General features: G+C 36.5%; 11 protein-coding genes. 1 reads left to right on the top strand and 10 read right to left on the bottom strand.

Annotated elements, in window-relative coordinates:
* Both motP and ccpA read right to left on the bottom strand, forming a co-directional pair.
* Positions 1 to 804, bottom strand: coding sequence for a flagellar motor protein MotP (motP, locus tag BN2144_RS10255; RefSeq protein WP_033828149.1), 804 nt, complete (start codon positions 802 to 804; stop codon positions 1 to 3).
* Positions 805 to 937: 133 nt separating this feature from the next.
* Entirely contained in the window at positions 938 to 1,939 is a 1,002-nt protein-coding gene (ccpA, locus tag BN2144_RS10250) for a catabolite control protein A (RefSeq protein WP_033828148.1), read from the bottom strand.
* Positions 1,940 to 2,549: 610 nt separating this feature from the next.
* On the opposite strand from ccpA, the gene BN2144_RS10245 reads away from it, so the two are divergent.
* Positions 2,550 to 4,682 carry a cell division protein FtsA gene (locus BN2144_RS10245; protein WP_033828147.1) on the top strand — a complete coding sequence of 711 codons (2,133 nt, stop codon included), beginning with the start codon at positions 2,550 to 2,552 and terminating at the stop codon, positions 4,680 to 4,682.
* A gap of 94 nt (positions 4,683 to 4,776) precedes the next feature.
* Here the strand turns inward: BN2144_RS10245 and BN2144_RS10240 are convergent, their stop codons facing one another.
* From BN2144_RS10240 to BN2144_RS10205, 8 genes are all read right to left on the bottom strand, one after another.
* On the bottom strand, positions 4,777 to 6,300 hold the full coding sequence (locus tag BN2144_RS10240; protein ID WP_033828146.1) for an FAD-dependent oxidoreductase: 1,524 nt from the start codon (positions 6,298 to 6,300) through the stop codon (positions 4,777 to 4,779).
* 111 nt (positions 6,301 to 6,411) lie between these two features.
* Entirely contained in the window at positions 6,412 to 7,605 is a 1,194-nt protein-coding gene (locus BN2144_RS10235; RefSeq protein WP_033828145.1) for an ABC transporter substrate-binding protein, read from the bottom strand.
* A gap of 172 nt (positions 7,606 to 7,777) precedes the next feature.
* Entirely contained in the window at positions 7,778 to 8,485 is a 708-nt protein-coding gene (locus BN2144_RS10230; protein WP_033828144.1) for an ABC transporter ATP-binding protein, read from the bottom strand.
* Entirely contained in the window at positions 8,478 to 9,248 is a 771-nt protein-coding gene (locus BN2144_RS10225) for an ABC transporter ATP-binding protein (RefSeq protein ID WP_187366999.1), read from the bottom strand. Before BN2144_RS10225 ends, BN2144_RS10230 begins: the two co-directional genes overlap by 8 nt.
* Positions 9,249 to 9,257: 9 nt before the next feature.
* Positions 9,258 to 10,241, bottom strand: a complete 984-nt coding sequence (locus BN2144_RS10220; protein ID WP_033828142.1) for a branched-chain amino acid ABC transporter permease — start codon at positions 10,239 to 10,241, stop codon at positions 9,258 to 9,260.
* Positions 10,238 to 11,107, bottom strand: a complete 870-nt coding sequence (locus BN2144_RS10215; RefSeq protein ID WP_033828141.1) for a branched-chain amino acid ABC transporter permease — start codon at positions 11,105 to 11,107, stop codon at positions 10,238 to 10,240. The genes BN2144_RS10220 and BN2144_RS10215 overlap by 4 nt, the downstream gene beginning before the upstream one ends.
* Positions 11,108 to 11,225: 118 nt before the next feature.
* Positions 11,226 to 12,395, bottom strand: a complete 1,170-nt coding sequence (locus BN2144_RS10210; protein WP_033828140.1) for a thiolase family protein — start codon at positions 12,393 to 12,395, stop codon at positions 11,226 to 11,228.
* A 117-nt stretch (positions 12,396 to 12,512) separates the two neighbouring features.
* On the bottom strand, positions 12,513 to 13,721 hold the full coding sequence (locus BN2144_RS10205) for an acyl-CoA dehydrogenase (protein WP_033828139.1): 1,209 nt from the start codon (positions 13,719 to 13,721) through the stop codon (positions 12,513 to 12,515).
* Positions 13,722 to 13,813 lie beyond the last annotated feature (92 nt).

The following is a 13,813-nucleotide window of genomic DNA, read 5'->3' as shown; positions in this document are numbered from 1 at the left end:
CTATTCCTCCTCACTCATTTCTTTCTCAGAAGGTAATTCCTGATCAGACTTTGAGATAAAAGCTGATAACTTTTCTGAAAGTAATTTCGGATTTTGACCAGATTGGACACCGACAATCCCTTCAATAATTACTTGTTTAACAAATACTTCTCTTTCTGTTTTTACGGATAATTTCGCTGCAATCGGTAAAAAAAACAAATTTGCTAATAAAGAACCATATAAAGTTGTAATAATCGCTATGGCCATACTAGGTCCTATTGACTTCGGGTCATTCAAATCGTTTAACATTAGAATTAAACCGATTAACGTACCAATCATCCCCCAAGAAGGAGCATATTCACCCGCTTTTTCTAACAAATTTCTTCCTTTACGATGGCGTTCTTCCATCGCAGATATTTCTGCTTTCATAATATCAATAATGACGTCCGAATCAATCCCGTCTACAGCAAGCAAAACACCTTTTTTTATAAAAGTATCATCGACTGATTCAATTTCACTTTCTAATGCAAGCAAGCCTTCCCTTCTAGCACGATCAGCGAGATGAACGAATAAATCAATGAGTTTATTCAGTTCATATTCTTCATGCGAGAAAGCTTGCTTAATGACAGTAAACATTAATTTTAAATCTTTTATTGGGAAACTAATACATAGTGCTGCTGTTAGTCCCCCAAATACGATAATGATGGAAGGTATATCGATAAATTGTAAAAAGCCACTAACACCTTTTGATGAAATAACACCAAAAGCAAATACAGAAACTCCAAGGATAATACCTATTGGTGTTAAAATATCTAACCGTTTCATGTCCATCTCCCACAGTAAAAAGGAATTTTTTCTATCTAGCTACAATTTCTTTACTTTTTAGAGACTTGCGATATGTATTGCTCATCAAACATAAGCCGGGTTAGTCCCTCTTCCTTTTATATCGACACCTTTTTTATTTTGTTGAGTTTCTGAATTCAATTCTATGTGGTAGCGTAACAACATGTTCAGTTACTTCTTCTTTATTCATATATTTTGTTAATAATCGCATTGCCACAGCGCCAATATCGTATAAAGGCTGAACGATTGAAGTTAGTTGCGGACGTACCATAACAGCAAGGCGTGTATTACTTGCCGAAATGACTTCGAAATCATCAGGAATTAAATAACCTTTATCTTGCAATCCGTGGACAATTCCAAGTGCCATTTCATCCGTTCCAACACAAATCGCTGTTGGTTTTTCATCTAATTCTAATAATTTTTCTGCAGCTTCTATTCCCGAATCATACGTATAGTCGCCTTCAAAGACAAATTCTTCGTTATATTCCAAGCCAGCCTCTGTTAATGCCTTTTTGTATCCATTTAATTTTTTAATCCCATTAATCGGCTCTTGTAACGGTCCAAAGATATATCCAATATTTTTATGTCCGTTATTGATAAAATGTGTTGTTGCATCATATGCTGCTTGTTCATAATCAATGGTTACAGATGAAATTTCTCCTGTTTCCTCAATAGAACCAGCAAGAACAATTGGTACAGAAGATTTTTTAAATTCTTCTACATGTTCTTTCGTCACATTTCCACTCATAAAAATAATTCCGTCTACTTGTTTTCCTAGCATTGTATTTAATAAATGGAATTCTTTCTCTTTATTTTGGTCTGAATTGCTAAGGATAATATTGTAGTTGTACATCATTGCAATATCTTCAATTCCACGTGCTAACTCAGAATAGAATGTACTTGCTATATCAGGAATGATTACACCTACTGTAGTCGTTCTTTTACTTGCTAATCCTCTTGCCACAGCATTTGGTCGATAACCTAAGCGGTCAATGACTTCCATTACTTTTTTTCTCGTTGCGGGTTTTACATTTGGATTTCCGTTTACGACACGTGATACAGTAGCCATTGAAACATTTGCTTCACGAGCCACATCATAAATTGTTATATTATTCATTAAAAACAGCTCCTTTAAGTCATTTAAAATGGGTAATGTTCATTCTATATTTACTAAGTTATATAAAAGCACGATTAGTTAAGTTTCTCTTTTCCTTATTTTACCCTAAATAAGTAAACAATTCTTCGTTTTTAAATTGAAACTAAATTAATTTTATTTGGTTTGGCAACCTTATTGTATTAAGAACAAAATCCCTTCTGTAGAAGCAAAAGGGATAATGTTCATTATAACACAATTCCCCTTAAAAAGTGTAATATTTATGGAAAATCATGATGATTTAAGGTGTCCGTCATTAACAATCATTAGCTCATTTATTCACATAAATACATAGAGTATGTGGAAGTTCCACTTTATCCCGCATGAACGGGCTGTAATTTCCGATAAATAGATTATTCTCTTTAAAAGGAAATGCCCGGAAAACAGCCCGTAATGCCCGATTGGTTCTACTAACCATTCGTGGGGAAAACACCCACGAATGCAAGTTTCACTTTATATTAACCTTAAAATATGCTAAATTTCAACTAGAGTATATGAACAAATTAGTTAGTGATAACGTTTACTACTTTTTTAACTATATAAAAAACCCTTCATTTCATAAAGAGGTGGTCGTATGGAGGAAAATAGTCAAATTTTTGCCCTCGATATTGGAACGAATTCCATCGTTGGAACGATTTTAGAAAAAAAAACGAATCAATCTATCGTCAAAAAAATTGTTGTTAAAAACCATAAAGATCGGGCAATGTTAGATGGGCAGATTCATGATGTAACAAAAGTGGCCGAAATCATATTAGATGTAAAAAAAGAATTAGAAATTGAATTTGGACCTTTAACGAAAGTCAATGTTGCCGCAGCAGGCCGCTCATTAAAAACAGAAGAAGCAAAAGTATCTAGTTCCATTAAAGGTAGAAAACTTAATCGGGAAGAAATTATCCATCTTGAATTAATGGCAGTTCAAAAAGCCGAGCAACAAATAAAAGAAAAACATGGGCTCAATTCCCAATATTTTTGTGTTGGATATTCTGTTCTTTACTATTATTTAGACGGAGAGAAGATCGGAAATTTAATCGATCAAATTGGGAATGAAGCGACTGTCGAAATTATTGCAACTTTTTTACCAAGAGTTGTCATTGATTCTTTAGCAACGGCATTAAAAAGATCCAATTTAGAAATTGATGCGTTAACACTTGAACCGATTGCTGCTATCCATGTTTTGATTCCGCCATCGATGCGTCGATTAAATGTTGCACTTGTCGATATTGGAGCCGGTACTTCTGATATTGCAATTACTGATCAAGGAACTATTGTCAATTACGGTATGGTACCAATGGCGGGAGATGAAGTTACCGAAGCGATTAGTGATCACTTTCTATTAGACTTTCCAGTTGCTGAACGAGTAAAGCGACAATTATCTACGAATCAAACGATTACCATTCAAGATATACTAGGTTTTGAGCAAACGATAGAACATGAAGAAGTGTTACAAGCACTTACTACAATGGTTGATCATTTAGCAGAAAAGATTACAAGCGAGATTCTCCGCTTAAATGGCCTCAAATCACCAAAAGCCGTTATGTTAATTGGTGGTGGAAGTTTAACTCCTGGGTTAAGTGAAAGGATTGCTAACCATTTAAACTTACCATCCAACCGAGTAGCCATTCGGGGGATTGATGCAATTCAGAATTTACATATCGAAGAAGATGATGTGAACCATGGACCCGAACTAATTACACCAATAGGAATTGCGGTGTCAGCTAATCAAAACCCACTTCAATATCGAACAATCTACGTTAATGACCTACCTGTTCGTATATTCGAAGTGAAACAGTTAACAGTAGGGGATTGTCTTTTACAAGCTGGAATAAAAATGAGCCAATTATATGGAAGACCTGGACTTGCCAAAATCATTACGATAAATGGAGAAGTAGTAAAACTTAGCGGGACTTTCGGTTCTCCACCAAACTTATTAAAAAACGGTAAAGTCTGTTCTTTAGACGATCCTGTAGAAAACGGGGATTTGATTACTGCAGAAAAAGGTGAAGATGGAAAAGATGCGATTCTCACTTTAAATGATTTACTTCAAGATTATAAAAAAATAGTTTCAATAAATGGTAAACAATACGAGCTCATACCAGATGTAACAGTTAATGGACAAAAGGCAACAAAAGATGTTCAAATCCATGATCGTGATGAAATTATACTTATTGAAATGAATACGATAGATAAAATCTTAAATCAACTAAATATCCCTATTCAAACTTTTACAATCGAAATTAATAATGAACGAAAAACGATTCCGCAATTTACTACGAAAGTTCAAAAAAATGGTAAAGAAGTTTCTTTACATGGACAAGTTACAAACGGTGATTGGATTGAAATTTCAAATCCTAATCCTCCAACCGTAGCAGATCTTGCTCTTATTCAAAATTGGCAACTACTAACTTCTCTACCAATAAAGTTTAATGAGAAGGAAGTTATTTTAACAAAAAGGCTAACATCGATAAAACGCGGTGATATAGAACTCGAATCAGATAGTCCGATTTACAATGGAGATTCATTAATTGTTGAACAAGTTCCATATACTCCGTTTATTTTTCAAGATGTTTTTCGCTTTGTTGACTTTGAACTACCAGTGGATGCGAAAGGTAGCTATCAAATTTTAATTAATAAAAAAGAGGCCACTTTCTTTGATCAGATTGAACCTGGTGATCATCTTGAAGTTTTAGTGGCAACAAGTAATAGTTGATTTTTATCATGGAAAAAGGAATGTACTTTCATCGTATATTCCTTTTTCTGTTCTTTATATAAGCTTTTCGTTCTACAACCAATTTTGAATTTCATCATTTATTCATCTCTATTCTTTTTAACGGTCTTTCCGCTGGACCTTCAACGACATCGCCATTTATCGCAAACCGTGAGCCATGGCAAGGGCAATCCCATGTCCGCTCCCCATTATTCCATTCTACTTCACACCCCATATGGGTACATGTTGTATCAACAAGATGAATGTTCCCCGTTTCATCTTTATAAGCACCACACCGTTTGCCATCCACATCAACGATTGACCCTTCATCATTTTTTAACTCATTCACTGTTTTTTTCGGATTTTGCAATTTCCCTTTCACTAAATGTTTAGCAACATCTACATTTGCCTTAACTAATCGCTTTAATGACGGGTCTCGCTGAAATCTCGAAGGCGTGTATACGTTTATAAATGGATTTTCTTGCTCTACTATAATGTCCCGGAAAATTTGGGCAGCAACATGACTATGTGTCATTCCCCATTTCCGAAATCCTGTTGCAACTAAAATGTTTTTATTCAAATCAGTAATTTGACCAATATAAGGAACTTTATCAAGTGTAGAATAATCCTGAGCACTCCAACGATGAACAAATTGTTTTACTTGAAATGTATTTTCTGTATACTTTTGTAAATTTTCGTAATGTAAATCAGTAGATCCACCTTGTCCTGTTTTATGGTGATCGCCACTAATAATCATTAGCTTTTCACTACCATAAGGAGTATATCGAATGGATCTCGTCGGCTCTTCGGCATTAATATACATACCACTTGAAAATTCATCTTCTACTAGTGCAGTTACAACATAAGACCTTTCCGCAGTCATTCGTGCAAAATAAAACCCTTCATCATGAAATGGAAAATGGGAACAACTTAATACAAACTTGCATGTGATGGTCTTCCCATTTTTTAATAAAACCTTTGGCCTCTCACCCATCTCAACTTTTAATGCAACAGTTTGTTCAAAAATTTGACAACCTTTCTGAACGATTTCTTCAACAAGTCCTCGTAAATATTTCAATGGGTGAAACTGAGCTTGATTTTCCATAACGATTGCTGATTTTACCGAAAAAGGAAGAGACGTTTCAGTAACTAACTTTCCACGTATTCCTAATCTTTCATAAGCTTTTAATTCATTCTCTAGCTTGCTCATCGTTTGATTTGTTTCTGTAAATACGTAAGCATCTTCTTGTATAAGATCACAATCAATTTGATGATTATTTATTATATTTTTTACTAATTCCATTGCGTCCGTATTCGCTTCGTAATATAATTTCGCTTGTTCCTCGCCAAAATGTTGAATAAGCTCGTCATAAAAAAGTCCATGTTGTGCTGTTAGCTTAGCCGTTGTATTTCCAGTCGTTCCTGTCAGTAAACGATCCGCTTCAACTAAAGCTACTTTAATACCTTCTCTTGTTAGTAAATAACTAGACGCAACACCGGTAATTCCACCACCAATAATCGCCACATCAACTTCTATATCTTCATTTAATGTTGGAAACCCTTGTAGTTGTATACTTTCTTGCCAATAAGAAGTAGGATTTTGAGGAAGTTTCTGATTCATAAATATTCTCTCCTTTGAATGATTTCTGCCATCATTTTCCCCATTCAAAGGAGAGACTATGCTAGTTGTTTTTATTAATTATTTCATAACGATAAGATTCACGGAATATTTCTATTCAATATAGACAATTTTCCCCTCTTCAATTGCTGCCACTCGTACTGGGATGACAAACCCACCCTTTTCATCAATACTTGGCACTTCATAAACCTTTTTATCATCTGGTAACGCATCTAGTGCATCTTGTATATGTTTATGAATCTCAGTTGGGTTATCTACACTTCCTGCCGCTTTCATCGCTTCTACAAAAATATAGACACTCATATAATGAAATCCAGCTTCTGCCCCCGGGTCACTACCATATTTTTCTCGATATTTTTCTACAAATTGATCTGTTCCAGGATAGCCAGCATCAACTAATGGTATGGTACCAATAGCTCCTTCTAACATTTCATAAGAGTTATCTGTTACCGCCTTCATTTCATCCAATTTTGCTTGGTCCATGACGATGAAACCACCTTTAAACCCTAACTCACGTGCTTGTTTTGCTAATTTTGCCGTTGGTTCAGATGGTCCCCCAATGAATAGTACATCAGGGTCCTTTTCTAATGCATTTGTTAAAATCGTAAAGAAATCTGTATCCTTTGTAAAATCAACAGCTGATTCATAAACAACATCTCCTCCACTTTTTTTCCAATATGGTAATAAAACTTCAGCCCAATCTTTTCCATATTGTGTAACGGTCGGAATCGCAGCAAGTTTCTTACCAAAACGCTCCATCGAATACTTTGTAAATGGCTCAATATAACCGTCATATCTTGGCGGAATTCGAACGGTTAGCTTATTTCCACTTTCGGTAATTGTAGGTTCACTTGAATAAGCACCAATGATAAAATTATCTTTTTCATTGAATACTTGTAACGCCATAATCCCTCCACTATGAGGTGTATATACAATCGGTGTTTTATTTTCTTGGACAAGTCTTTGTGCGTTTGCAGCAGCTTCATTTGGTAAATATTTATCATCTAAGGAAACAAGGTTCAATTTATATTTTTTTCCATCAACTTCAAGACCTGTTTCATTAATTTCTTCAACTGCTAGTTTCATTCCACTTAATGCTTTTTCTCCATAACTTGCTGCAGGACCACTTAACGGACCAGTGAATCCAATATTCACTACATTTTCACCGTCTTTCCCTTTTCCTCCCCCACCATTGCTACTGCCTCCTGTTGAGTTTTGGCTACATGCTGCTAACATCATAAACATACCTACCAATACAACAAACAACAATTTTAATTTCTTTTTCATCCTGACCCTCCTAAAAGATTTTATGAATAAAGGTATATCACTTGTTCTTATTAATTGTGGAAGCCCGCGGATATACCGTTATTACACTTTCCACCCGTTCTCGTCATACTTATCTAACCACACTAAAAAAACAGGAGATTATTAAACTGTAAATTTATTTATTTTATCCCTATTAAGCACCAATATAAGCTTTACGAACTTCTTCATTAGAAAATAATTCTTTTGAGCTTCCTTCAATCACAATTCTTCCATTCTCATACACATAACCACGGTTTGCGATACTCAAAGCGGCATTGGCATTTTGTTCAGCTAGTAAAATTGTTGTCCCTTCTCTGTTAATTTCTTTGATACTTTCAAACATTTGCTCCACAACTAAAGGGGCTAAACCGATAGAAGGTTCATCCAGCAACATTAATTTTGGCCTCGACATCATCGCACGACCAATCGCTACCATTTGTTGCTGACCCCCACTTAATGAACCAGCATGATCATTTCTCTTCTCATATAATATAGGAAAGAGCTCATATACATCTTTTAATCTCTGTTTCAACTCATTCTTTTGCTTACGATGGACAAATCCACCCATCATTAAGTTCTCATCAACAGACATATGTGGAAAGAGCTTTCTATCTTCAGCACATTGAACAATTCCGAGTTCTACAATTTTGTCTGGTAATTTCCCACCAATAGATGTACCTTGAAAGATAATCTCCCCCGAAGCTAACGAGTTAAGCCCACTTATTGCCCGAAATGTTGTTGTTTTCCCAGCACCATTTGCACCTAGTAAAACAACAATTTCTCCTTCTCCTACTTCGATATCAATCTTTTGAATCGCGGCGTAATTCCCATACTTTACTGTAATATCATTTAATTTAAGCATGAACACTTCCTCCTAAATAAGCTTTAATAACTAAATCATTATTTTGAATTTCTTCCGGGGTACCTTCCGCAATTTTTTCTCCATAATTTAAAACCATAATTTTCTCAGCCAAGCTCATGACCATTTGCATTTTATGTTCAATTAAGCAAACCGTTAAACCATTTTCAGCCATTTTTAAAATTAATTGAGACAAAGAATCCGTTTCCTCAGGGTTAATTCCAGCAGTCGGTTCATCTAGAAAAATGATTTCAGGATCTGTGGCAAGTGCAAGAGCAAAAGCCGTTCGTTTCTTTTCCTCTTGAGAAATATTCGCCACAATCTCATCTTTCACATGTAACAAGCCGACGAAATCCAACACTTCTAACGCTTTGTCCCGGCTCGCTTTCTCTTCCGCTTTTAATCGCTTCGTTCTTAATACTGCATCAAATAAATTTGATTTTGTTCTTAAACGGTGACCAACGATAATATTTTCAAAGACAGTTGCCGTTTCAAATAAACTCGTCGTTTGAAACGTTCGGGCAACACCTAGCTTTGCGATTTTATTTGCTGGCATTTTTGTAATATCTTGACCTTTGAAAATAATTTGTCCGGAAGTCGGTTTATGAACCCCACTAATCAAGTTGAAAAAGGTTGATTTTCCAGCACCATTCGGACCAATAATGGCATTGATTTTTCCTTCTTCAATTGAAAAATCGACATCCTTTACAGCAACAAGACCACCGAAGCTTTTAGTTAAGTTATGTGTTTCTAAAAACAAATTCATCACCCCCCTCTACATTTGTTTTTCAACTTCAATGATTGGTATCTTTTTCCGTGCCCTTCTTTTCATAAACAACTTGGAAAAGAAACCAACAATCCCCATTGGTGAATAAATAATGACTAAGGTAAGTAATGGGCCAAATATGAGCATTCGATAATCTTGTAAAAACTGTAATGTTTGCGAGGTCCATACAATTAAGAGTGTCCCGATTATAGGCCCTGATAATGTCCCAATGCCCCCCACTATTAAGAAAGTTAATAAATCAAACATAATATTTGTCGAACTAATATCTGGACCAAGGAAGCGAATAAAGCAAGCATATAAAGCTCCTGCCACTCCTGCATAAAAAGTAGATAGCAAGAATGCAAGTAATTTATTTTTTGTCGTAGAAATCCCAAGTGATAGCGCTAACATTTCACTATTACGAATTGCAATTAATGTTCTACCGACTAATGAATGGACAAGTCGATAAGCAACAAAAATTGAAAGTAACATAATAGCTAACACAAAATAATATTGATTTGTTGGGTCCGTTAAGCTAATCGGTCCAATATCAGGTAAAGAAGGGATGCCGATTAATCCACGCACACCACCAGTTAAACTTTCCCATTTATCAATTACTAGATAGATAATGTAGCCAACGCACAATGTATAGATTGCAAAAAAATGTTCTTTTGTTCGTAAAGAGATCAAACCGATGGCAGTTCCAATAATCATTGTAATTATCGGTGCTGCGATAAATGCGGCCCAAAAGCCGATGTTCGTCTTTGTTGTTAAAAGCCCGAATGTATAAGCACCGATGGCAAAGAAACCAGCATGAGCAAGCGATAAATAACCAGTAAAACCTGCCACTATATTCAATCCATAAACAGCTATAATCCAAATAAAGGATAGGGTCATGACATACAAATAGTAGCTATTTGGCATAATGAACGGGAAGAGTAAGGCAAGTAAAATCGACCCAATGATTACGTTTCGTTTATTAAATATGGTCAAGTTATGCTCCCCCCTTTTGCAAAAATTCCTTGAGGTTTAACACTTAAAATAATGACGAGCAAGATAAATGCAATGATATCCTTATAATCATTAGATATATAAGTTGCACCAATAGACTCGGTAAATCCAAGTATATACCCACCAAGAATGGCTCCCGGTATACTTCCCATCCCACCAATGATAATAATGACGAATGCCTTTAATATAACGAGATGACCCATTGCCGGGAAAACAAGGTTAATTGGTGCGGTTAATGATGCCCCAATAGCAGCCAAAATACCAGCAATAAAAAAGGTTAACATTGTCACTCGATTTGTATTAATTCCTACTAATGAAGCGCCTTCCCGATTTTGTGCCATTGCAATAATACTTGCTCCAATAAAAGTTTTCCTTAAAAAGATGGTTAGAAGGATCATAATTGTTATCGCCGTTATAACGATTAAAATCCGTTGTAAAGTTACTGTAAGACCGAATAAATCAATCACCTGACCAAATGGTGTTGACATTTGCCGATAATCTGCACCCCAAATAAACTGAGCAAGTGCTTCAAGGAATAGGAGTATACCAATTGCTGCTACTTTATGTTGAATGGGTGGGGAATGTCTTAATGGATGAAAGACAAGTCGATCCATTAAAACGCTTAATAAACCTACAACAATTAGAGAAATAAGGATGGCTATTACGTAATGCATTCCAAACGAAGTCATAACCGTTAATGTTAAATAGCCACCCATCATATAAAGAGCACCATGGGCAAAATTTGGAATATGCAAAATTCCGTAAACAAGTGTTAAACCTAAAGCAACAAGACTATAAACACTACCAATTGTTAGTCCGTTAAATAGTTGTTGAATAAGGATTTCCAAGTTACCTCCTCCTTTCAAATAATCGTAATTTCAAAAGTGAGTCTGTTATCTGCTAGTCCTGCATCCCCCTATAAACTTAGACACAGGACTAGATAACTATACGGTTAACGGTTTCGCTCTAACCCCTTTCAATAATTACAGCGATTCCTTGACCACCACCGATACATGCAGTAATTAACGCTTTTTTGCCCTGTATTCGTTCTAATTCATAGATTGCTTTTGTAATTAAAATCGCACCCGTTGCCCCAAGTGGATGACCATGAGCAATCGCACCACCATTCACATTTACTTTTTCCATATCCATATCTAATTCTCGATTACATGCAATCACTTGTGCTGCAAACGCCTCATTTATTTCTATTAAATCGAAGTCATGAATGGACAAACCTGACTTTTCTAACACCTTCTTTGTTGCTGGCACCGGTCCAATTCCCATTATATTTGGGTCACAACCGGCCACACTTGCTTCCCGAACAGTTGCTAAAGGTTTAAGGCCGATCTCTTCTGCCTTTTCACGGGACATAATAACAAGTGCACTTGCTGCATCATTTAAACCAGAACTGTTCCCTGCTGTAACTGTTCCTCCTTGCAAAAATGCTGGAGGTAGTTTTGCGAGTCCTTCGATTGTTGTTTCAGGACGCGGGTGTTCATCCTGTTTAAAAACAATTGGTTCTCTTTTTCGAACTGGAATTGTTATCGGCACAATTTGCTCATCAAATCGTCCTTCAGCCATTGCTTGAGCCATCCGTCTTTGACTACGAAGAGCAAACTCATCTTGTTCTTCACGAGAAATTTGATATTTCTTTACTAAATTTTCAGCGGTAATCCCCATTGGTGGATCCCCTATTTTTTTTGGAGAAAGTTGGGATTTCTTAAACTGCGGCGGATTCATACTGTAGGCCTTTTCAGCTCGTTCCAGCAAATACGGTGCCCGACTCATACTTTCTACTCCACCAGCAACATAAATATCTCCTTCTCCTGCCCGAATGGCTTGGGCTGCCAATTCAACTGCATTCATACCTGAACCACATTGTCTATCTATCGTAAGTCCCGGAATATTCAACGATAAACCTGTTTGTAAAGCGGTTAAACGTGCAATATTTCCGCCTCCGCTTAATACATTTCCTAAAATAACATCATCAATTTGCTCTGGATCCACTTTTGCTCGTTTTATTGCTTCTTTCATAACTTCCGCACCAAACACATGGGCAGGTACTGAAGCCAGTGCCATCCCTTGTCTTGCAATTGCTGTTCTCACCGCAGATACAATCACTGCATCTCTCTTCATAAAAAATCCACTCCTTTGCATTTTTCCTATTCATTCAAAATGAAAAACTTCTAATCTTACTTCTTTATTTAGCTTTACTATAAAGATTCTAATCTCCGTTCATACCAACCTTTTCCTTTACGACCGATACTTCTTTAGTTCTTCTCTAGCAATGGTTCGTCGATGCACTTCATCTGGTCCGTCAGCAAGTCTCAACGTTCGAATATTGGCGTACATTGCCGCAAGTGGTGTATCCTGGCTAACACCTGATGCGCCAAACACTTGAATGGCCCGGTCAATTACGTTTAACGCCATATTTGGTGCAACGACTTTGATCATGGCTATTTCCGCCTTTGCTTCTTTATTTCCAACCGTGTCCATCATATAAGCAGCCTTTAGTGTTAATAATCTTGCTTGCTCTATTTCAATTCTTGAGTTAGCAATCCATTCTTGAATCACACCTTGTTCCGCCAATTTCTTACCAAATGTTTCCCGCTCTTGCACCCGCTTTGTGAGTAACTCCAATGCTCTTTCTGCTGCACCAATTGTTCTCATACAATGGTGAATTCGACCAGGACCGAGTCTTCCTTGAGCAATTTCAAATCCTCTACCTTCACCGAGTAACATATTACTAGCAGGCACTCGTACATTTTTAAATTCAATTTCTGCATGACCATGAGGCGCGTGATCATAACCAAATACATTTAAAACTCGTTTAATTGTCACCCCAGGTGTATCAAGGGGGACGAGTATCATTGATTGTTGTTTATGTTTCGGAGCTCCAGGATCACTTTTCCCCATCACAATTGATATTTTACAACGTGGATCTCCAGCACCAGAGGACCACCATTTCGTCCCATTGATGACATACTCATCTCCATCACGAATAATACTAGCTCGAATATTTGTCGCATCAGATGAAGCAACATCTGGTTCCGTCATCGAAAAACATGAACGAATGTCACCATTTAATAGTGGGACAAGCCATTTGTCCTTTTGTTCAGTTGTTCCATAACGAACGAGTACTTCCATATTTCCAGTATCAGGTGCCCCACAATTAAATACTTCAGGGGCAATACTTGACCGTCCCATTATTTCACAGAGAGGGGCATACTCTAGGTTTGTAAGTCCTGCTCCGTAGTCACTATCCGGTAAAAATAAATTCCATAATCCCCGTTCTTTCGCCTTCTGTTTTAATTCCTCAATAATAGGTGGAATAGTAGCAAAGCGATCATATTCATTTAACTGTTCTTCATAAACCGATTCATTCGGATAGATAAATTCATCCATAAACTCAATTAACCTGTTCTGATAATCTTTTACTCGGTCTGAATACGTAAATTCCAACAATCCCACTCCTTTACAATTGTTTTTTTGCAGAATTTTCTGATTAGGTGGTGTATAAAAAAAGCTAGGACGCTGTGAACAGCATAAGATTT

The organism is Bacillus andreraoultii, assembly GCF_001244735.1.
GTDB classification, from domain to species: domain Bacteria; phylum Bacillota; class Bacilli; order Bacillales; family Caldibacillaceae; genus Caldifermentibacillus; species Caldifermentibacillus andreraoultii.
This window is presented reverse-complemented; position numbering and strand designations above follow the sequence as displayed.